At 68.8% G+C, this 19,402-nt stretch carries 18 protein-coding genes and 1 riboswitch; of the genes, 9 read left to right on the top strand and 9 right to left on the bottom strand.

What is annotated here, in order from left to right; translation table 11 throughout:
* Positions 1-3 precede the first annotated feature (3 nt).
* On the bottom strand, positions 4-276 hold the full coding sequence (locus C1877_RS04730) for a hypothetical protein (RefSeq protein WP_114568510.1): 273 nt from the start codon (positions 274-276) through the stop codon (positions 4-6).
* Positions 277-594: 318 nt separating this feature from the next.
* On the opposite strand from C1877_RS04730, the gene C1877_RS04725 reads away from it, so the two are divergent.
* Positions 595-1,509: a LysR family transcriptional regulator gene (locus C1877_RS04725; protein WP_181813789.1), complete on the top strand. Its 915-nt coding sequence runs from the start codon at positions 595-597 to the stop codon at positions 1,507-1,509.
* A gap of 97 nt (positions 1,510-1,606) precedes the next feature.
* On the opposite strand, the gene C1877_RS15625 is transcribed toward C1877_RS04725, so the two are convergent.
* On the bottom strand, positions 1,607-2,242 hold the full coding sequence (locus C1877_RS15625; RefSeq protein WP_227155333.1) for a hypothetical protein: 636 nt from the start codon (positions 2,240-2,242) through the stop codon (positions 1,607-1,609).
* A gap of 886 nt (positions 2,243-3,128) precedes the next feature.
* On the opposite strand from C1877_RS15625, the gene C1877_RS04715 reads away from it, so the two are divergent.
* A complete protein-coding gene (locus C1877_RS04715) occupies positions 3,129-3,452 on the top strand; it encodes a DUF1292 domain-containing protein (protein ID WP_114568508.1) in 324 nt (107 codons plus the stop codon).
* Positions 3,453-3,557: 105 nt separating this feature from the next.
* Here the strand turns inward: C1877_RS04715 and C1877_RS04710 are convergent, their stop codons facing one another.
* Positions 3,558-3,752 (bottom strand): hypothetical protein, encoded by a 195-nt coding sequence (locus tag C1877_RS04710; protein WP_087191304.1) that lies wholly within the window; start codon positions 3,750-3,752, stop codon positions 3,558-3,560.
* Positions 3,753-3,890: 138 nt separating this feature from the next.
* Here C1877_RS04710 and C1877_RS04705 point away from each other — a divergent pair, with 138 nt between their 5' ends.
* Positions 3,891-4,112, top strand: a complete 222-nt coding sequence (locus tag C1877_RS04705) for a helix-turn-helix domain-containing protein (protein WP_041239536.1) — start codon at positions 3,891-3,893, stop codon at positions 4,110-4,112.
* A gap of 90 nt (positions 4,113-4,202) precedes the next feature.
* Here the strand turns inward: C1877_RS04705 and C1877_RS04700 are convergent, their stop codons facing one another.
* The 4 genes from C1877_RS04700 to C1877_RS04685 form a co-directional block, all read right to left on the bottom strand.
* A complete protein-coding gene (locus tag C1877_RS04700) occupies positions 4,203-4,613 on the bottom strand; it encodes a pyridoxamine 5'-phosphate oxidase family protein (RefSeq protein ID WP_015539951.1) in 411 nt (136 codons plus the stop codon).
* 136 nt (positions 4,614-4,749) lie between these two features.
* Positions 4,750-5,547: an energy-coupling factor transporter transmembrane component T family protein gene (locus C1877_RS04695; RefSeq protein WP_114568507.1), complete on the bottom strand. Its 798-nt coding sequence runs from the start codon at positions 5,545-5,547 to the stop codon at positions 4,750-4,752.
* The gene (locus tag C1877_RS04690) at positions 5,544-7,451 is read right to left on the bottom strand and encodes an energy-coupling factor transporter ATPase (RefSeq protein ID WP_114568506.1); all 1,908 of its coding nucleotides are present in this window, start codon (positions 7,449-7,451) and stop codon (positions 5,544-5,546) included. The genes C1877_RS04695 and C1877_RS04690 overlap by 4 nt, the downstream gene beginning before the upstream one ends.
* A 65-nt stretch (positions 7,452-7,516) precedes the next feature.
* Entirely contained in the window at positions 7,517-8,113 is a 597-nt protein-coding gene (locus C1877_RS04685) for an ECF transporter S component (protein WP_114568505.1), read from the bottom strand.
* A gap of 155 nt (positions 8,114-8,268) precedes the next feature.
* A riboswitch (FMN riboswitch) is annotated at positions 8,269-8,454 on the bottom strand.
* Between the two features lie 179 nt (positions 8,455-8,633).
* Here C1877_RS04685 and C1877_RS04680 point away from each other — a divergent pair.
* On the top strand, positions 8,634-10,055 hold the full coding sequence (locus tag C1877_RS04680; RefSeq protein ID WP_015539948.1) for an alanine/glycine:cation symporter family protein: 1,422 nt from the start codon (positions 8,634-8,636) through the stop codon (positions 10,053-10,055).
* Between the two features lie 25 nt (positions 10,056-10,080).
* Here C1877_RS04680 and C1877_RS04675 read toward each other — a convergent pair whose 3' ends face one another.
* A complete protein-coding gene (locus tag C1877_RS04675) occupies positions 10,081-10,419 on the bottom strand; it encodes a helix-turn-helix domain-containing protein (protein ID WP_015539947.1) in 339 nt (112 codons plus the stop codon).
* Between the two features lie 619 nt (positions 10,420-11,038).
* Here C1877_RS04675 and C1877_RS04670 point away from each other — a divergent pair.
* The 5 genes from C1877_RS04670 to C1877_RS04650 all read left to right on the top strand — a co-directional run bounded on the left by C1877_RS04670 (position 11,039) and on the right by C1877_RS04650 (position 18,818).
* Positions 11,039-12,454, top strand: coding sequence for an alanine/glycine:cation symporter family protein (locus C1877_RS04670; RefSeq protein WP_114568504.1), 1,416 nt, complete (start codon positions 11,039-11,041; stop codon positions 12,452-12,454).
* Positions 12,455-12,664: 210 nt separating this feature from the next.
* The gene (locus C1877_RS04665) at positions 12,665-13,078 is read left to right on the top strand and encodes a hypothetical protein (protein ID WP_015539944.1); all 414 of its coding nucleotides are present in this window, start codon (positions 12,665-12,667) and stop codon (positions 13,076-13,078) included.
* Between the two features lie 259 nt (positions 13,079-13,337).
* Complete coding sequence (locus C1877_RS04660) at positions 13,338-15,683, top strand: HAD-IC family P-type ATPase (protein WP_114568503.1); 2,346 nt, start codon at positions 13,338-13,340, stop codon at positions 15,681-15,683.
* Positions 15,684-15,757: 74 nt separating this feature from the next.
* Complete coding sequence (locus tag C1877_RS04655; protein WP_114568502.1) at positions 15,758-17,059, top strand: NAD(P)/FAD-dependent oxidoreductase; 1,302 nt, start codon at positions 15,758-15,760, stop codon at positions 17,057-17,059.
* A 10-nt stretch (positions 17,060-17,069) separates the two neighbouring features.
* Positions 17,070-18,818 (top strand): NAD(P)/FAD-dependent oxidoreductase, encoded by a 1,749-nt coding sequence (locus C1877_RS04650; protein WP_114568501.1) that lies wholly within the window; start codon positions 17,070-17,072, stop codon positions 18,816-18,818.
* Here the strand turns inward: C1877_RS04650 and C1877_RS04645 are convergent.
* Complete coding sequence (locus C1877_RS04645) at positions 18,815-19,333, bottom strand: cob(I)yrinic acid a,c-diamide adenosyltransferase (RefSeq protein ID WP_015540419.1); 519 nt, start codon at positions 19,331-19,333, stop codon at positions 18,815-18,817. The genes C1877_RS04650 and C1877_RS04645 overlap by 4 nt on opposite strands.
* Between the last annotated feature and the right edge of the window lie 69 nt (positions 19,334-19,402).

The raw sequence follows: 19,402 nt of genomic DNA, 5'->3' as shown, positions 1-19,402 counted from the left end.
CACCTAGCCGGCCAGGATGGCGGCCAGCGCGACGATGCCCGTCTTGTAGTACCCCAGCTTCGCGATGATGACGCCGCTGGGAATGGCCAGGAATATTCCCGAGAACACGAACACCGAGATAAGCAGCCCGGCCTGCCCGGCGCCTGCGAGCCCCATGCTCTCCGTGAGCACCGGCACGATGGGCGCCACCTTGTTCAGGCACATGGCTCCCGCCGTCATGGACATGAGCATCATGAACAGCACGAGCCCGGGAGAGATCTTCTTGCGTTCCGTCATGGTCTTCACCCCTTTCGCGGCCTTCCTGCCGCCTCCGTGCGCGCCACGGGCCCGCCCCGCCCGAAACCGCAGGTGGGCGGTGGCCGCGCTCATACCTCCCGTACTGCTCCCAGCTTACGCGCGGGCTTCCCTATAGCGGAACGAACGATATGGAGAGGGGTATCAATAGTCACGTGAGGCCGATTCAAAACGCGCGCCCCGCTGCGTAGAATGGGGGCGTGGGGCCGGCGCGCGCGGGCGGGCCGGAACGCGGGAGCGGAGTGTCGGCGGAGGGAGGCGGCGCGCCGGTTGCGGGCGATGCGGGGAAGGGAGGCGGCCATGGACACGCGCGATCTCAAGGTGTTCGTGGCCGTCTACGAGACGAAGAGCATCACCCGTGCGGCGAAGGACCAGTTTCTAAGCCCCCAGGGGTGCAGCAAGATCATCCAGAAGATAGAAGGCGAGCTGGGCACGTCGCTGTTCGCCCGCAACCACTTCGGCGTTGCGCCCACGCCGCAGGGGGATGCGCTCTACCGCCGCGCGCAGATGGTCATTCGCCTGCTCGACGGCGTGAAAGACGAGGTGGAGGCCGCCCGTGCGCTCAAGTACACGCTGAACATCGCCTCGACGCGGGGCGTTTCGGAGTACCTCTCGCTCGCGTTCGTCCGCGATTTCGCCGAAAGCCATCCGCATATCAGCCCGCGCATCATGGAGAGCCCCGACGCCATTGCCAAGCAGCGCTTGGCTGACAACGCCGCCGAGATCGGCGTGCTGGGCGGGCCGGTGGACCTGTCGGTGTTCCATGCTGTGCCGTTCACGAGCCACCGGCCCTGCCTGGTCATCAACGAGGCGAACCCGCTTGCGCGCAAGGCGGCGATCGATTACGTCGATTTGGACAACCAGCCGCTCGCAATGGTCAGCCGCGAGTTCGCCTCGCACCACCTGGTGGTGAACCGCTTGGCGAACGCGGGCGCGCATGTGGACATCGTCATGGAGGCCACGGAGCTGGATCTGTGTCATCGCCTGGCCGAGCAGGGCGATGCCATCGCCGTGTCGTTCGACTTCGCCGCCTGGGGCGGCCGTCGTGCGCACACGGTCATCCGCCCCTTTGCCGACCGCACGTTCGCCTGGGAGACGTTCGTCGTCCGCAAGGCCGGCGCCGGCCTGTCGCCCCAGGCCCAGGAGTTCTGCGACTTCGCCTTGGCGTGGGTAGCCGACCATCGTGCCGACCTCTTCCAATGGCCGGGCGCGTGAGGGGGCTTGGCGGCGAAGGAGGGGCTTTGCCCTGGAGGGTTTTCCGGAAAGGCCGGGGAATCCCGTTTTGTGCCGACATGCCTCCTTGGCGGGGCCTTCACGATGCGACAAGCGATCGGAAGAGCTCCCCGCGAGCGCGGGTGCTCCACCCCCGCTTGCTCCTGATGCGCGCGCCCAGCGCACGGGCGACCTGATGAGCGAGGCGGTCGAGCCCTCGGCCGTCCATGACCTGATCGCGCGTTGCGGTTATCGTCGTCACGCTCAAGGACGTCAGGTCGTTTCGCCTTCGCGCGTCGTTCGCTATCCTGCTCGGACCCGTGTGCTCCAGGTCGCTGTCGTACTCGAGCGCGACGCGGGCTTCGGGCCAGTAGAGGTCGCAGAGGTAGTACCGCCTCTCCATCGCGTTCGGTCCGCTTTGCAGGGCGTCTATGCGATGGTTGAGGATCGGCCGCGGGAGTCCGTAGCCGCCGAGCCGAAGGGGGAGACCCAGGATCAAGGCCAGTGCCGTCTCCATGGGGGAGCCGGAGGATGCGGCTACGAGGCATGCCGCCTTGCGAGCATCCGCCAGGCCTCTCATGCCGGCGCATCTTCCCAGATATGCTTCGAGGGCGCGGGGCGTGGTCGGGGGAAGGACGCGCTCATATCCCGCCGAACCGTTCGGTTGCAGCGTGTAGAGCGAGCACAGCTCGGTTCCCAGCTTCACGAGGCTCACGAATGGCAGCGAGGCTGCCATCTGTGCGAAGCACAACTCGGGCGAGCCGAGCAGCAGATCGTCGCCGACACGTACGAAAGAGCCGCAAGACAAAGGGGCCGACCGCACATGGCACCGTGTGGACTTAAGGGAGTTTACAGCATTCTTGTGGGGAACGAGCAAGTGCAGCGGCTCCGATGCGAATGCGAGCACCCCTTCCCTCAACCTCCGGACCTCCCCGGCAAAGGGCTTGCAGGCGCGAGGTGCTTCTGCTCGCGATCCTGCGAAGGCGCCCGCCTCGGCGCAGGCGATATCCAGGCGGTCCATCGCCAGCGCAGTTGCAAAGCGCTCGACGTCTGCCGCTCCAGCCGGCCGGTGCCAAGGGGCGATCGACGGCCCGCCGAGCAGGGCGTCGAACCGTCCCGATTTCCAGCATTCTGCTGCTGTGCTATGCGATAAGAAGATTGCCATGGCCGCATCCTAGCGCGCTTGAGCCAGCGATATCTTCGCGTTGCCCTATTGTTGAGAGGACGTAACGAGGCGCAGGTGGTGCGGCCTCCGATTCCTGTGCTTTATAAACATAAGTTGAAGAGTAATGGACAAAAAGAGGCACTAATCTATAGATTTCTGCTGAACTTGGCAATTCCGAAAAAAGTAAATTTTGATACTGCCTGGTCATACGGCTATCGAACAAATTATCCTCAGAAAATAATAAAGATTAGTCGGTGTTTTTGCCCAAGGCTGCAGCGCCGCAAGGCGTGCAGGTGCCGATGGCTGCGGGTCGCCGGCATAGGCCGCAGGTGCAAGCCGATCTCGTGGAGGGGGAGGCGGCGGGCAGACGGGCACGGGCGCGGTGTGCTATGCTGCTGGGAGCAAACAGGTGCCTCGCCGCGCAGGCGGGCGGGGCTGCGAGAGGCAAGGAGCTAGCATGCGCCAAGGGAGCGCCCCGAATTTCTGCCCGCCGGTTGAGGAGGGCGTGACGCTCGAGTTCGTCGACGAGAGAGGTGATGCCGTAACGTTGGAGTTCCTCGGGCTCGTGCTGCACGGCGAGCGCCGCTACGGGTTCTTCTTCCCCGTGTCGGAGGACGAGCCGGTCGGCTCGTCGGGCGAGGTCGTGCTGCTGGAGGTGACGGAGCTGGACGAGGACGGCCAGCCCTCGGCTTTCGAGCTGGTGGAGGACGAGGGAGTGGCATCCGAGGTATACGCCGACTTTCGCCAGGCTACCAAGGACCTCTACGATTTCGCGGACTGACCGCGCGGGCTTCCCGGCGCCCTTTCGGGCGCGATGCGGCCTGCGCGGCACCTTCGGGCGCGGGCCGCAGGCGTTTCGGGGCTGGCCGAACCTGCTCGCCGGACGTCAGCGCCCGAACGGGTCCCAACCGCCCTCCGGCTTCACCAGCTCGGACTGGGCGATGGCTGCAAGGTACATGACCTCGTGGTTTATGGCCTTCTCAAGGCGGCAGACCTCCTCCTCGGTCTCGGCCATGGCGAATATGCGGGCAGTTGCGGCCTTGATCGCCTCCATCTGCCGTTCGTACTCTGCGTGCTCCATCGTTGTCCCCGTATCTCGGCGTCCGGTCATGACACTTACGCCAGTGCTTATATATAAGCGTGTGACCAGTTGTTTTATCCGTGTGCTGTAAACTATAGTTTACGACATTTCTCCGGCCCGATACTAGCCTTTTCGAGCATGGGGAATATTACACTGAAAGCCCAACTCGGTGCCAATATTGCGGAACTGCGAACGAGGGCCGGACTGTCCAAGACTACGTTCGCGCTCATGATCGGGGTGAGCAGGCTCTACCTGGGCAACATAGAGAGCGGCGCCGCAAACCCCACGGTTGACGTGCTGGAACGCATCGCCGACGGCCTGGGTACGAGCGTGAGCGCGCTGTTCGGCGACGAAGGCTGAAAGCGGGGCTCCGAGCGACGGGAGGCTCACGAGGGCCGACCGGTGCCAAGCGGGCCTTGCGGCCCGCCCTTCCCGTTCGCGCCGAGGGGGCTAGAAAACCAGCGGCTTCCACTCGTCGTGGTTGCAGATCCAGGCCTGCGGGTCTTCCACCGAGAAGTACACGAGCGTGGGGTCGTGGGGCCCGTCGTAGTGCTCGCCCAGGCCGGTGAGGTGGTCGTAGCCCGCCTGGCGAATGTCATCGCCCACGCGGTCGTCAAGCCCTGCGATGCCGCGCAGGATGAGCCAGCCGTGGCCGGGCCACCACGACGTGGCCTCGAAGCGCTGGTTGGCCAGCAGCTCCTCCCACACGTCCTTGGTGGTGGCCGTGCAGAACCACAGCTTGCCGTCCTGCTCGGCGGCGAAGCTGAACGGGCGCACGTGCGGCTGGTCGTCCACGCTCGTGGCGAGGTACCACGCGGGCACGCTGGTGAGGTACTGGAGGACGGTCTCGTTTCCGGTCATGGAGTGCTCCTTCTTGGTCGTTGTCCTTCGGGCGCCGGGCGTGGTTGCCTGGCGCGGTCTTCGTTGTCGGGGCGGTCGCCCGCCCGGTCGGCTGCCGGCGGCCGGGGGAGGGGCCGAGCAGCGCAAGCGGCGGCGGTCAGAGCAGCGCGTCGGCCAGGCCCACGCACACGGCCAGCACCGCCAGCACCCCGGCGGCCACGCCGTCGCGGGCGGAGAGCTTCAGCGGGTGCAGGCGGGTCCGGCCCTCGCCGCCGTGGTAGCAGCGGGCGTCCATGGCGGCCGAGAGCGTTTCCGCATGGCGGAACGCGCTGGTGAAAAGCGGTATCAGAAGCGAAGACAGCATGCGCATGCCGCGCACGGGACTGCCGTCCAGCCCGGCGCCGCGGCTGATCTGGGCGTGGTAGACGGTCACGAGCTCGGTGGCGAACTGCGGCAGGAACCGCAGGGCGATGCCCATGATCATGCCCAGCTCGTGTGCGGGAAGCCCGAAGCGGGCGAAGGGCGACAGCAGCTTCTCCAGCGCCTCGGTGAGGTCGAGCGTGGGGGTGGTCATGGTGATGAGGCTCATGCCCAGCAGGATGAGCACGAGGCGTGCGGCGATGAACAGGCATGCGCCCACGCCGCCTGCGGTGATGCGGATGAACGCCCACTCCACGAGCACGGCGCCCTCCTGGTTCACGAACAGGTTCAGGAGCGAGGCCACCACCACGATGAACAGCAGCGGCGCGAGCGACCGCGCCGCATAGCCGAGTGGGATGCGCGAGGCCAGGTAGAACGCCGCCACGAACACGGCCACCGCCCCGAGCGCGGCCACGTTGCGGGCGCAGAGCGCGACGACGATGAAGGCACAGCCCAAGAGCAGCTTTGCGCGCGGGTCCAGGCGGTGCAGAGGGCTCTCGCCGGGGTAGTAGCTGCCGAAGGAGAAGGCGTTCATCGTGTGCCGCCCGCTCCGCCAAAGCGCGCCGGCGCCGTTCCGCCCGCCAGCCCGGTCAGCGTGGCGGCCAGCGATGCACTGTCGAACAGGACGCCCGCGGGCAGGGGCAGGCCCCGCTCGCGCAGGGCGTTCGCCACGCGCTGGGCGGCGGGTACGCCGAGGCCGATGCCGTTCAGCTCGCCGGCGCGCAGGAACACGTCGCCGGGGGTGCCCACCTCGAACGTGCGGCCCTCGTTCAACACGAGCACGCGGTCGCAGAGAGCGGCCAGGTTGTCCATGCTGTGCGAGATCATGACCACGGTGCGGCCCTGGGCATGCAGTCCGGCGATGAGCGTCAGGAAATCGCGTCGCGCCGCCGGGTCCAGGCCGGCCACGGGCTCGTCGAGCACGAGGATGCGGGGGCGCATGGCCAGCACGCCCGCGAACGCCACGCGGCGCTGCTGGCCGCCCGACAGCTCGAAGGGGCTTGCGTTCCCTATCTCGTCGAAGTCCAGGCCCACGAGCGCGAGCGACTCGCGCACGCGGGCATCTACCTCCTCGTCGGAGAGCTTCAGGTTGCGCGGGCCGAACGCCACGTCGTGGTAGACGGTGTCGGCGAACAGCTGGTGCTCGGGGTACTGGAACACCACGCCCACGTCGGCGCGCACGCGGGCAGCCTGCGCCTTGTCTGCCACGTCGCGGCCCTCCACCAGGACGCGCCCGCACGTGGGATGCAGGATGCCGTTCATGTGCTGGATGAGCGTGGACTTGCCGGAGCCCGTGTGCCCGGCGATGCCGAAGAACTCGCCGGGCGCGATGGCGAAGCTCACGTCGCGCAGCGCCCACACGGCGTCGGGGTCGTTGCCCCAGTCCGGGTGCGGCCCCTCGGCGCCCTCTCGCTTGCCGGCGCGCTTGCGCTTGCCCTTGGCGGGGTTGTAGGTGAAGGAGACGTTCTCGAACGCGATGGCGGCGTTCTCGTCCGCGCCTGCGCCGCCTTCGCCGGAGCATGGCGGGCGTCCTTCCCTGCCGTCTTGCGGGGCGGCCTGCGGATGCGCTGCCGCGCCCTCCGGCTCCGCCGAAGCCCCCGCCGGTCCTTCCGCTTGGCGACCCTCGCCCAGCACGGCGGCGATGGCATCCACGAGCGGGGCCTCCTCCACGCACACCGGCACGTCCACGTCCGCTTCCCGCAGCTTGAGCGACAGGTCGCAGGCGAAGGGGACCTCCAGGTTCAAGCCGGCCAGCACGTCGGTGCGCACGAGCACGTCGCGCGGCGCGCCGTTGCACGCCACCTTGCCGCGGTCGAGCACCACCACGCGGTCGGCCGCGGCGGCCTCTTCCATGAAGTGGGTGATCATGACCACGGTCATGCCGCGCCCGTTCAGCTCGCGGCACACGCGCATGAGGCCCTTGCACCCCCGCGGGTCGAGCATGGCCGACGCCTCGTCCAGTATGAGGATCTTCGGCTCCATGCCGAGCACGCCGGCGATGGCCACGCGCTGCTTCTGGCCGCCGGACAGGGCGTTCGTCTCGTGCTTCTCGAAGCCCACGAGGCCCACCTGTTTGAGCGCGTCGCGCACGCGCCGGGCCAGCTCGGGCGTCTCCACGCCCAGGTTCTCGGGGCCGAACGCCACGTCGTCCTCCACGAGCGAGGCCACCAGCTGGTCGTCGGGGTTCTGGAACACCATGCCCGCCGTGGAGCGTATCCGGTAGACGTCGCGCGGCTCGGCCGTGTCGTAGCCGTCGACGGTCACGGTGCCCCGGTCGGGCAGCAGAAGCGCGTTCAGGTGCTTCGCCAGGGTGCTCTTGCCGCTGCCGTTGCCGCCCAAGATGCAGACGAACTCGCCGGGGGCCACGTGCAGGTCGACCCCGGCCAGCGCCAAGCGCTCGCCGTCGTAGGTGAACTCGATGTCGGTGCAGTGAATCATACGCTTCCTAACTGCAGTCCTGCGGGCCGGCTCGGCGCTGCGAGGGACTGGGTTGACGATGCGGCCTAATGTCCTTTGACCTGCGACTTCTTCGGCGTTATCAGGTTGGAGACGGCTTTGTACGCGATGAGCGTGAGCACGGCGTTCACCGTCCCCTTCACCAGGTTGAACGGGACGATGGCGGGTAGCAGCATGGGCAGGATCACGTCCACGCTGCCGTACCAGAACAGCACGCCGATGGTCAGGTTCGCCGCGATGGCGCCCACCGTGGCCGCCAGCACGCTCACAACCAGGCCGATCACGCCCTGCTTGAAGGTGCGCTTGCGGCGGTAGAGGGCGGCCGCCGGCCACACGAAGCACAGCGTGGCCACGATGTTCATGAGCGAGCCCACCCACTCGCCCAGGATGAGCCCGTGGATGACGGCCGCCACGGCGCCCACGGCGATGCCCGCGCCGGGCCCGAAGGCGAAGCCGCACACCATGGCCGGCATGAGCGAGGGGTCGTAGGTGAGGAACGTGACGCCGGGGATGAGCGGGATCTGGATGAACGACAGCAGCGCCGCGATGGCGCACATGAGGGCCATCGTCACCAGCTGGCGGGTATCCCATTTGTTCGTGTTCGTGAATTCGAGGTTCTGCGCTCTCTGCGCCTTCTCGGTCATGGTCGACCTTCTTTCCGCGGGGCTGTGCCTGGTCGGGTTCGCCTCCCGCCTCGCAGAGAAGAAGCAAGCCCGTATGAATTCCACTCCTGTCATACGGGCTTGTGATTCGCAGGGACGCGGCCGGCCTCCACGGCAAGCGGTCGCAGCCGATGCGATATCTGCCTCTTCCATCCGGACTTTAACCGTTGGTCCCGGAGTCTCACCGGTGTCAGCCTGCCCGGGCGCGCTCGGCGGTGGCCGGCGCACGCCGTCGCAGGGTCGCGGACTCTCGGCTTGGCGCGGTTTGCGCCAGCTGTCCGATTACCGCCAGTGAGGAATTTCACCTCGCCCTGAAACAGAATCCATCGCGGCCCATTGTAGCGGCCTCGGCACCTCCGCGCAACCGGCGTGCCGAGAAAGACCGGACAGAAGCGGCGAAGTGGGTAGTAGCTGCGGGCGCACCGGCAGGAGGCCTCCAATTGTGTGCGTCGGCTACAGTTTTGCGGCCAGCCGCCCCCGTTCGGGTACAATACCGCCTCGTATGCTTGAAATCCTGAACAGCATCGATGCGTTCGTCTGGGGGCCGGCCATGATCGTGCTCCTTCTGGGCACGCATGTCTTCCTCACCTTCAAGACCGGCTTCATCCAGCGCAAGCTGCCGCAGGCCATCCGCATGTCGTTCCGCAAGGACCCCCAGGGCAAGGGCGACATCTCCAACTTCGGCGCGCTGGCCACGGCGCTGGCGGCCACCATCGGCACGGGCTCCATCGTGGGCGTGGCCACCGCCGTCCTGGCGGGCGGGCCGGGTGCGGTGTTCTGGATGTGGATCACCGGCGTGTTCGGCATCGCCACGAAGTACGTGGAGGTGTACGCCTCGGTGAAGTACCGCGTGCGCGACCATGCCGGCAACATGCTCGGCGGCGCCATGTACGTGTGGGAGCGCGCATTCAAGAAGGAAGACGGCCGCACCCCCTGGTGGGCGAAGCTGGGCGCCGTGGCGTTCGCCGCGTTCGCCACCGTGGCCACCATCGGCACGGGGTCGGCCGTGCAGGCGTCCGCCATGACGGGCATCATCGCGTCGAGCGTGCCGGTGCCCACCTGGGCCATCGGCATTGGCATCGTCGTGCTGGTTTCGGTGGTGATCTTCGGCGGCGTGCGCACCATCTCGAACGTGTGCGAGAAGCTGGTGCCCGTCATGGCCGTGGCGTACGCGGGCGGCTGCCTGGTCATCCTGGCGCTCAACGCCCCGGTGGTGGGGGAGGCCGTGGCGCTCATCTTCCAGTGCGCGTTCACGGGCAAGGCGGCGTTCGGGGGCGCGGTGGGCAGCGGCATCATGATGGCTCTGCAGTTCGGCTGCGCGCGCGGGCTCTTCTCCAACGAGTCGGGCCTGGGGTCGGCGCCCATCATCGCGGCCGCCGCCAAGACGCGCAACCCGGCCGAGCAGGCGCTCATCGCCATGACCGGCACGTTCTGGTCCACCGTGGTCATCTGCGCGCTCACGGGCATCGTGCTCGTGTCCACCATGATAGCGAACCCCGGCATTCAGGCCGACATCCTGGCGAACCCCACGCTGTTCTCGGGCGCCGAGCTGGCCAGCGCCGCGTTCTCGAAGATCCCCTACATCGGCACGCCCATCCTGGTGCTGGGCATGGTGGCGTTCTCTTACTCCACGATCCTCGGGTGGTCGTACTACGGCAACCGCTGCGTCACGTACCTGTTCGGCAGGCGCGCCATCAGGCCGTACCAGGTGCTGTACGTGGCCGTGGCGTTTTTGGGCGCCATCGGCGTGGGCGATGTCATGTGGACGGTGTCCGACATCGGCAACGCGCTCATGGCCCTGCCGAACATCGTGGCCATCCTGCTGCTGTCGGGCCTCGTGGCCCGCGGCACCCGCCACTACGTCTACGACGGCTGCCTCGACGAGGTGGACGAGGACCCTATCCCCGTCGTGGAGAGCAAGTAGCGGCACCCGCCCCGCGTGACGGCGTTTATGCGCGCTTCGATGCCGGGGCGTCCTCCACGGCTGCCTCGGCAATTGGGGCGGGGGCCGGGACGAAGCTGAACTTGAACTCCACGTCGAGTGCCAGCTCGAACTTCGCGATGGTCTCCAGCGTCATGTTCGGCTGGGTGTTCAGCAGGTTGGACAGGTGCGACTTCGATATGCCCATACGGCGCGCCAGCTCGGTCTTCGAGAGCCCCTGCTCCTGCATGAGCTCCCAGATCATGACGCTGATATCGAGCGCATGGTCATAGGCGCGCGTGCCCGGCGTGTGGAAGTCCCGCATGAAGGCGCGGTAGTCCCTTGCTTCGATCGGCTCAATCTCCATCGTATTCCTCCTGTTCCAGCAGCTCGACGACGAGGCGCTGTTGCCGAACCGCGTTTGCGACGGTGCTGGCGGGGATGTTCCCGGTTCCGCGATGCCCTTGAAACGGATGGAGCAGCACCACCGAATCGGCTACGCGGATATGGGCCATCACCCTCGCAGGGCTTGAATCTCATTGTTCATTTATAAATGAACTCATGCTAGGATACTATATCATGGCAAGTGCCAAGAATGCACTGTGTTCTTCGCGTTGCAGCAGGTGCTGCCCGAGCTGCGCGACCCGGAATATATGAAGCCTTTGTTCAAGCGCAACGGCATCGAGGTCATGCTCGTGGCTTTCTGAGCGCCGTGGTGCCGGCCGGGCCGGCGAGGGGCTTCGCCGCGCCTCGGCACCCGCCCGTCGGCCGCGGCCGGGCGACGGGGCCCCGCTCGCTGGGAATTTCGCCGTTTTCGGCGCGCCTCGCCGGATCCTGCACCTATAATCCAACCACTTTAGTGCGCGAAAGCGCCCATGCCGAAACGGCTTCTCATCGGATTGCCGGGGCTTCCCGGGCAATCGGTGGAATCTTTTTCGGCAACGGCACTGCGCGAGGGGGATTCACCAGCAGAAAAGAGGTTGCCAATGGACATCGTCCAGCTCATCACCGATATCGACGCGTTCGTGTGGGGACCGCCGATGATCGTGATCCTTCTGGGATCGCACCTGTTCCTGACATTCCGCACGGGCTTCATCCAGCGCAAGCTGCCCACGGCCATCAAGCTGTCGGTGACGAAGGACCCGGATGCCCCGGGCGACATCAGCCAGTTCGGCGCACTGTGCACGGCGCTGTCGGCCACCATCGGCACAGGCAACATCGTGGGCGTGGCAACCGCTATCCTGGCCGGAGGGCCCGGCGCCGTGCTGTGGATGTGGCTCACCGGCGTGTTCGGCATGGCCACGAAGTACTCCGAGACGTTCGCGGCCGTGAAGTACCGCGTGAAGGACCACAACGGCAACATGCTCGGCGGCGCGATGTACGCGTGGCGCCGCGCGTTCGAGAAGGACGGCAAGACGCCGTGGTGGGGCCTGCTGGGTGCCGGGGCGTTCGCGCTGTTCGCCGCTATCGCCTCGTTCGGCATCGGCTCGGCCGTGCAGTCCAGCGCCATGACGGGCATCATCATGTCGAACTTCCCGGGCATTCCTGCCTGGGGCATCGGCCTGGCCATCGTCATCATGGTGTCCATCGTCATCTTCGGCGGCGTGAAGGTCATCTCGAAGGTGTGCGAGAAGCTCGTGCCGTTCATGGCCATCGCCTACGCGTGGGGCTGCGTCGTCATCATAGGCATGAACTGGGAGTACGTATGGCCCGCCATCTGCCTCATCTTCGAGTGCGCCTTCACGCCGAAGGCGGCGTTCGGAGGCGCGGTGGGCAGCGGCATCATGATGGCGCTGCAGTTCGGTTGCGCCCGCGGCCTGTTCTCCAACGAGTCGGGCCTGGGCTCGGCGCCCATCGTGGCATCGGCGGCCTCCACGCGCAACCCGGCGCGCCAGGCGCTCGTGTCCATGACCGGCACGTTCTGGGACACCGTGGTCATCTGCGCGCTCACGGGCATCGTGCTGGTGTCCACGCTCATCGCCAACCCCGGCATCCTGGAGTCCGGCCAGATCAAGGCCGGTGCCGACCTGACGAGCGCCGCTTTCGCGTCCATTCCCTACGTGGGCACGCCCATCCTGGTCATCGGCATGATCCTGTTCGCGTACTCCACGATCCTCGGCTGGTCGTACTACGGCAACCGCTGCGCGGCGTACCTGTTCGGCAAGCATGCCGTGCGCCCCTACCAGGTGCTCTACGTTCTCGTGGCGTTTTTGGGAGCCATCGGCATCGGCGACTTGGTGTGGACCATCTCCGACATCACGAACGCGCTCATGGCCGTGCCGAACATCATCGTGGTGCTCATGCTGTCGGGCCTGATCGCACGCGAGACCAAGCACTATGTGTGGGACAAGAACCTGGACGAGGTGGACGAGACGCCCATACCCGTGCTGGCGTCGAAGTAGCCCGTGTACGGGTGGCGCGGGCCGTCGGGCCGGCACGTTCAATGATCTGCTGAACCACGGAGGGAGGGCGAGCGGTCGCCCTCCCTCGCCTTATAATCGAAGCGCTTTGCAGCGCGCCGGCCGAGGGGGCGGCGCGCTTCCCGTCCTCCGGCCGGCCCTTGCCGCTCCGGGGCGGGGTACCGTATCCAGCGTTTCGAAAGGAAGTCCAGCATGTCCGGTTCCCAGAAGGCCTTGAAGGTCGTTTCCCTGCTCCTTATCATCTACGCCGTGGTCATGACGGCGTTCGGCATCTTCCTCGTGGCGGGCGGCTCGTTTCTGGCCGGCGAGACCATCGACGTGAACGGCACCGCGGAGGCGGCCAACGTCATGGCCGCGGCGCTGGGCGGCGGCACCATCGTCGGCGGCATCGTCGACCTGGTCATCGGCCTGCTGGGCCTGCGCGGCGCGAAGAACCCGCGCAAGGTGGGGCCGTTCTTCGTGCTGTGCATCATCGGGCTCGTGTTGGGCCTCGTGGGCCTGGGCATGTCCCTCGCGCAGGGCACGTTCGACCTGTGGTCGCTCGTCAGCGTCGTTATCGTGGCCGTGTGCCTGTACCTGTCCGCGCAGGTGAAGAAGCAGGCGTAGGCCGCGCGCACGACGCGGCGAGGGCTTGGCGCTGCTGCGCGTGCGGGATGCGGGCGCCCCTGCCGGTCGGGCGCGCTTGCGGGAGCCCCTGGTTCCGGCGCGCGTCGCAGGCGTTTGAGGGTTTCGCGTGAACGGCCTCCCTTCCCGATGAAGCGGAGGCCGTTTCGCGTGGGGGTGCCGTAGAATGGGCGCAAGCAAGCGGGCGGGCGGCTTCCCGAATGGGCCGTCTGCCGGACCAGTAAGAGAGCGGGAGCAGAGCATGGCCGAGGAACCCAGGGGGCTGACCGCCGCGGAGGTGGCCGAGCGCGTGGCGCGCGGCGACGTGAACGCCGACGTGGACGTGAAGACGCGCTCCGTGCGCCAGATCGTGCGGGAGAACGTCTGCACGCTGTTCAACGCCATCAACGTGATCTTGGCGGTGTTCGTGCTGTTCACCGGCTCGTACAAGAACATGCTGTTCATGATCGTCATCGTGAGCAACGTGATTATCGGCATCGTGCAGGAGATACGCTCGAAGATCACCACCGACCGCCTGAGCATCGTGGCGGGCTCGCACGCCACGGTCGTCCGCGACGGCGCGCGCAAGGAGGTGGCGCTGCACGACATCGTGCGCGACGACGTGGTGGTGCTCGGCCGCGGCGACCAGGTGCCGGCCGACGCCGTGGTGGTGTCCGGCGAGGCCGACGTGAACGAGAGCTTGCTCACCGGCGAGAGCAACCTCATAAAGAAGGCTCCCGGCGCCGAGCTCATGAGCGGCTCGTTCGTGAACGCCGGCACCGTGTGCGCCCGGGTGGTGCACGTGGGCCACGAGAACTACGCGGCGAAGATCAGCGCCGAGGCCAAGCAGCACAAGAAGGTCAACTCCGAGATCATGAACAGCCTGAACGGCATCATCAAGTTCGTGAGCTGCGTTATCTTCCCCGTGGGGGCGCTGCTGTTCGCGCGCATGTTCTTCAGCGGCGAGGGGGTGGCGCTGGACCAGGCCATCCTGTCCACGGTGGCGGCGCTCGTGGGCATGATCCCCGAGGGGCTCATCCTGCTCACGTCCACGGTGCTGGCCGTGGCCGTGGTGCGTCTGGCCAAGAGCAAAGTGCTGGTGCAGCAGCTCTACTGCATCGAGACGCTCGCGCGCGTGGACACGCTGTGCCTGGACAAGACGGGCACCATCACCACGGGGGCCATGGAGGTGGCGGCCGTGGTGCCCGTAGAGGGCGCCGACGCGGGCGAGCTGGACCGGGCGCTGGCCTCGCTCGCCGCGGCGGACGACGACCCGAACGAGACGGCGCAGGCCGTCGCCGCATACTATGCCGCGCGTCCTGCCGTGCGCCCGCTCGCACCCGTGCGCACGGTGCCGTTCTCGTCCGATAAGAAGTGGTCGGGCGCGGCCTTCGAGGGGCGTGCCTACGTCATGGGAGCCGGCCGGTTCGTGATGGGCGACGCGTTCGACGCGTTCGAGGGGCAGGCGGGCGAGCTGGCCGCCACGGCGCGCGTGCTCGCCGTGGCGCGCGCGGAGGGCTTCGACGCCGACGGCGCCATCGTGGGCGCGCCGGCGCTGCTCGGGTTCGTGTGCATCCACGACCAGATACGCGCCACGGCCGCCCAGACCATCGGCTACTTCAAGGACCAGGGCGTGACCGTGAACGTGATCTCCGGCGACGACCCGCGCACGGTGGCGGGCATCGCGGCCCAGGTGGGCGTGGACGGCGCGGACGAGTACGTGGACGCCACGACGCTCGAGACGCCCGAGCAGGTGGCCGACGCCGTGCGCCGCTACCACGTGTTCGGCCGCGTGAAGCCCGAGCAGAAGAAGCAGTTCGTCATCGCGCTGCAGGAACAGGGCCACGTGGTGGCCATGACCGGCGACGGCGTGAACGACACGCTGGCCCTCAAGCAGGCCGACTGCTCGGTGGCCATGGCCGCCGGCTCCGACGCGGCGCGCAACGTGGCCCAGCTCGTGCTCGTGGACAACGACTTCGCCAGCATGCCCAAGGTGGTGGCGGAAGGGCGGCGCTCCATCAACAACCTGCAGCGCTCGGCGTCGCTGTTCCTGGTGAAGACGCTCTTGTCCATGTCGTTGGCGGTGCTGTTCGTGCTGCTGCCGTGGCAGTACCCGTTCCAGCCCATCCAGATGACGCTCATCAGCGCGTTCACCATCGGCATCCCGTCGTTCGTGCTGGCGCTCGAGCCCAACAGGGACCGCATCCGCGGCCGCTTCCTGGAGAACGTCATCGTGAAGTCCATCCCCGGCGCCGTGTGCGCGGTGCTGGGTGTGCTGGCCGTGAACGCGGTGGGCCGCCTGGCGCTGGGCCTGGGCTACGGCCAGGTGTCCACGCTGTGCGTGCTCCTGGTGGCCTGGGTGGGCGTCATGCTCATCGTCCGGCTGTCCGTGCCGTTCACGCCCATCCGCAGCGCGCTTCTGGTCGTGGTGGTGGGCGGCACGGTGCTCGGCGCGACGCTGTTCCACGGGCTGTTCGGCATCGTGCCGTTCACCGTTCCCATGGCCGTGCTGTTCGCCGCCTGCGCCGTTGCCGCCGCGGCGCTGTTCCACTGGCTGTACGGCGTGCTCGGCCGCTGGCACGAGGCCCGGCTGGCCCGCGAGGCGTGAACGGCGCCCCTTTCCCCTGCGGCGTTGCGGTATGATGGCGGGCGAAGGAAGCGACGAAGGGAAGCGGTGGGCTCATGGGCCGGTTGGCGATCATAGGCGGCGGGGCGGCGGGGCTGGCGGCGGCTGTGACGGCTGCGCGCGAGCTGCGCCTGCTCGGCGTTCCCGGCGACGTGGCGGTGTACGAGGCCGACGAGCGGGTGGGGCGCTCCATCCTGGCCACGGGCAACGGGCGGTGCAACTTCTCGAACGCGCGCATCGACGCGGGGGCCTACCGCAACGCGGCGTTCGTGGAAGCGGCCCTCGGGGCGTTGGCGGCGTGTTCGGAGGAGATGGCCGGCCTGGCGCCGGAAGGGACCTGCGGGGCTGCCGGCCCGGACCCGGTGCATGCGTTCTTCGCCGGCTTGGGCCTCGTGTGGCGCGAGGAGGGCGAGGGGCGTCTCTACCCGCTGGCCAACAAGGCGACGAGCGTGCTCGACGTGCTGCGGGCGGCTGCGGCGGACTTCGGTGTGGCGGAGGCGTGCGGGCGGCGCGCCGTGCGGCTCGACGTGCCCGACCGTCCGGGCGGCCGCTTCCACCTCCGCTTCGCCGACGGGACGGTGGGGCACGCCGACGCCGTGGTGCTCGCCACGGGCGGGCGCACGGCGCGCGAGCTGCTGCCGGAGGGCATCGGCTTTGCCGCTGCGCGCCCGGTGCTCGGGCCGTTGCGCACTGCCACCGACGTGGTGAGGCACCTGAACAACCTGCGCGTGCGCTGCGCCGTGACGCTTGCGGGGCCCGACGGCGCGCCCAAGGCGCGCGAGGCGGGCGAGCTGCTGTTCCGCGACTACGGCGTGTCGGGCATCGCGGTGTTCAACCTGTCCCGCTTCGCCGAGCCGGGCGACCGGCTGCTCGTGGACCTGCTGCCGCAGGTGCCCGAGGACGGCTGCGCGGCGTTCCTGCATGCGCGCCGTAGGCGCCTCGCGTTCGGCGATCGCCCGCTTTCACGCGAGGCATTCCTGCGCGGTATGCTGCTGCCGGCGGTGGCGCGCGCCGTGCTGGAGGAGGCAGGGCTGGCGCCCGGGGCGCCGCTCGCCAAGCGCGACGTGGCGGTGCTCGCCCGCGCGCTCAAGGCGTTCCCGCTGGAAGTGCGCGGCATAGGCGACGAGCGCCAGTGCCAGGTGCGGTGCGGAGGCGCGGACGTGGCCGCGTTCGACCCGCGCACGCTCGAGGCCCGCGCCGTGCCCGGCCTGCATGTGGTGGGCGAGGCCTTGGACGTGGACGCCCCCTGCGGCGGCTACAACCTGCACTGGGCCTGGGCGAGCGGCATGCTGGCGGGACGCGGAGCCGTCGCGCGGCTGACGGGCCTCGATACCGCGACGCAGGACGAAAGACGTTAGGGGGCATCGCATGCTCGAGGTATCCAACGTACGGCTGCCGCTCGACGCAGGGCTGCCGGGCGCGGCGGGCGAGCGGCTCGTGCGCGGGGCGGCGGCCCGGGCGCTGGGCGCTCCGGCGGCCGAGGTGACGGCGGTGCGCGTGCTCAAGCGCAGCGTGGACGCGCGGAAGAAGCGCGACGTGCACTTCGTGGCCACCCTCGGCGTGGAGCTGGCGAACGCGGCGGCCGAGGAGCGTGCGCTCACGGAGGCGCAGGCACGCGGCGGCGCGGGAGCCGAGAGGGGCACGCACGTCAGGCGCCGCGTGCCCTACGAGCCGCTCGCGGTGCCGCGCGCGGGGGCCGACGGCGGGGCGGAGCCGCGCCCGGTGGTGGTGGGCGCGGGGCCGGCGGGGCTGTTCTGCGCGCTCTACCTGGCGCGCGCCGGGCTACGGCCGCTCGTGCTGGAGCGCGGCGGCGACGTGGACGAGCGCCTGGCCGCCGTGGCCGCGTTCGACGCCGGCGGCCCGCTCGACCCCTGCACGAACATCCAGTTCGGCGAGGGCGGGGCCGGCACGTTCTCGGACGGCAAGCTCACCACGAACATCAAGAACCCGCTCGCGCCGCACGTGCTGCGGTGGTTCGTGGACGCAGGCGCGCCCGAGGAGATACTCTGGCAGGCGAAGCCCCACATCGGGACCGACCTCTTGGTGGACGTGGTGCGGCGGATGCGCGGCCAGATAATCGCGGCGGGCGGCGAGGTGCGGTTCAACACGCAGCTCACGGGCCTGCGGTTCGAGGCCGGCGCGCTCGCCGAGGCAGAGGCGCGCGACGTGCGCACCGGCCGCGCCGAGCGCATCCCCGCGCGGCGCGTCGTGCTGGCGTGCGGGCACTCGGCGCGCGACACGTTCGAGCTCGTGCACGGGGCGGGCCTGGTGCTGGAACAGAAGCCGTTCTCGGTGGGCGTGCGCATCGAGCACCTCCAGCGCGCCGTGGACGAGGCGCAGTACGGCGCGGCCGCCGCCCATCCGGCGCTCGGCGCGGCCGATTACAAGCTCGCGGTCCACCTGCCGGCGCAAGGCGGCGAAGGGTGCGGCACCGGCGGGCGCGCCGAGGGGCGCGGCGTGTACACGTTCTGCATGTGCCCGGGCGGGCAGGTGGTGTGCGCGGCCAGCGAGGCGGGCGGCGTGGTGGTGAACGGCATGAGCCGCTTCGCGCGCGACGGCGAGAACGCGAACAGCGCGCTTCTGGTGGGCGTGGGTCCGGAGGACTTCGGCAGCGACCACCCGCTTGCGGGCGTGGAGCTGCAGCGCCGCATGGAGCGCGCGGCCTACGAGGCGGCCGTGGCGGCCGGCGGCGCGCCGTATGCGGCACCCGCGCAGACGGTGGGCGATTTCCTGGCCGGCCGCGCGGGCGGGCCGAGCGCTGCGGTGCGCCCCACCTACGCGCGCGGCGTGGCCTGGTGCGACCTGCGGGACTGCCTGCCGCCGTTCGCGGCCGACGCGCTGGCCCGCGCGCTGCCGCTGCTCGATGCGAAGCTGCACGGCTTCGCCGACGAGGGTGCCGTCATGACCGGCGTGGAGACGCGCAGCTCCAGCCCCGTGCGCATCGTGCGGAACGAGGGGCTGCAGGCCGTGATGTCGGGCGCGACGGCGGGCGGGCGCGACGGCGGCAGCGGCCTCTACCCCTGCGGCGAGGGCGCCGGCTACGCCGGCGGCATCATGAGCGCCGCCTGCGACGGCCTGCGCGTGGCCCAGGCGGTGACGGGGGACGTCGCCCGCTAGAACTCGATGCCGCGCCGCGCGGGCACGCCGTCTCGATAGTAGTGTTTTACCTCGCGCATCTCGGTCACGAGATCGGCTGCGGCCATGACCTCGTCGCTGGCGCCGCGGCCCGTGATGACGAGCTCGACTCCCTCGGGCCTCTCGCGGACGGCGTCCAGCAGGGCGCCCGGCGCGAAGTAGCCGAGCATTTCGGCCACGTTCGCCTCGTCGAGGATCACGACGTCGTAGTTTCCGCTGGCCATGGCCTCGCGCGCGCAGGCGAGGCCATGGCGGGCCGCTTGCGCGTCGCGCTGCGGGTCGGGGGCGGACAGCTCGTCGCCCGTGCCGAACTGCTCGGCGCTCACGCGCCCGCCCAGCACGCGGAACGCCTCGAGCTCGCCGGTCTTCCCGTGCTTCATGAACTGCCCGAAGTACACGTTCAGCCCGTTCCCCGCCGCGCGCACGGCCAAGCCCACGGCGGCCGTGGTCTTGCCCTTGCCGTCTCCGGTGTACACCTGTACCTTGCCCTGCTCCATGTGGCTTCCTCCCGCGGTGCGAGCGCTTGCGCTCTCTCTCATCTGTCGTGTTTGCGGGTCGGTCGTGCG

This window comes from Gordonibacter pamelaeae (assembly GCF_003340385.1).
Lineage (GTDB): Bacteria > Actinomycetota > Coriobacteriia > Coriobacteriales > Eggerthellaceae > Gordonibacter > Gordonibacter pamelaeae.
This window is presented reverse-complemented; position numbering and strand designations above follow the sequence as displayed.

Excerpts from the sequence above, each read along its gene's own strand:
- C1877_RS04695 (WP_114568507.1), bottom strand. The coding sequence starts at position 5,547 with ATGAACGCCTTCTCCTTCGGCAGCTACTACCCCGGCGAGAGCCCTCTG.
- C1877_RS04730 (WP_114568510.1), bottom strand. The coding sequence starts at position 276 with ATGACGGAACGCAAGAAGATCTCTCCCGGGCTCGTGCTGTTCATGATG.
- C1877_RS04685 (WP_114568505.1), bottom strand. The coding sequence starts at position 8,113 with ATGACCGAGAAGGCGCAGAGAGCGCAGAACCTCGAATTCACGAACACG.
- C1877_RS04670 (WP_114568504.1), top strand. The coding sequence starts at position 11,039 with ATGGACATCGTCCAGCTCATCACCGATATCGACGCGTTCGTGTGGGGA.
- C1877_RS04705 (WP_041239536.1), top strand. The coding sequence starts at position 3,891 with ATGGGGAATATTACACTGAAAGCCCAACTCGGTGCCAATATTGCGGAA.
- C1877_RS04680 (WP_015539948.1), top strand. The coding sequence starts at position 8,634 with ATGCTTGAAATCCTGAACAGCATCGATGCGTTCGTCTGGGGGCCGGCC.
- C1877_RS04650 (WP_114568501.1), top strand. The coding sequence starts at position 17,070 with ATGCTCGAGGTATCCAACGTACGGCTGCCGCTCGACGCAGGGCTGCCG.
- C1877_RS04660 (WP_114568503.1), top strand. The coding sequence starts at position 13,338 with ATGGCCGAGGAACCCAGGGGGCTGACCGCCGCGGAGGTGGCCGAGCGC.
- C1877_RS04665 (WP_015539944.1), top strand. The coding sequence starts at position 12,665 with ATGTCCGGTTCCCAGAAGGCCTTGAAGGTCGTTTCCCTGCTCCTTATC.
- C1877_RS04700 (WP_015539951.1), bottom strand. The coding sequence starts at position 4,613 with ATGACCGGAAACGAGACCGTCCTCCAGTACCTCACCAGCGTGCCCGCG.
- C1877_RS04655 (WP_114568502.1), top strand. The coding sequence starts at position 15,758 with ATGGGCCGGTTGGCGATCATAGGCGGCGGGGCGGCGGGGCTGGCGGCG.
- C1877_RS04645 (WP_015540419.1), bottom strand. The coding sequence starts at position 19,333 with ATGGAGCAGGGCAAGGTACAGGTGTACACCGGAGACGGCAAGGGCAAG.
- C1877_RS04725 (WP_181813789.1), top strand. The coding sequence starts at position 595 with ATGGACACGCGCGATCTCAAGGTGTTCGTGGCCGTCTACGAGACGAAG.
- C1877_RS04690 (WP_114568506.1), bottom strand. The coding sequence starts at position 7,451 with ATGATTCACTGCACCGACATCGAGTTCACCTACGACGGCGAGCGCTTG.
- C1877_RS04675 (WP_015539947.1), bottom strand. The coding sequence starts at position 10,419 with ATGGAGATTGAGCCGATCGAAGCAAGGGACTACCGCGCCTTCATGCGG.
- C1877_RS04715 (WP_114568508.1), top strand. The coding sequence starts at position 3,129 with ATGCGCCAAGGGAGCGCCCCGAATTTCTGCCCGCCGGTTGAGGAGGGC.
- C1877_RS15625 (WP_227155333.1), bottom strand. The coding sequence starts at position 2,242 with ATGGCAGCCTCGCTGCCATTCGTGAGCCTCGTGAAGCTGGGAACCGAG.
- C1877_RS04710 (WP_087191304.1), bottom strand. The coding sequence starts at position 3,752 with ATGGAGCACGCAGAGTACGAACGGCAGATGGAGGCGATCAAGGCCGCA.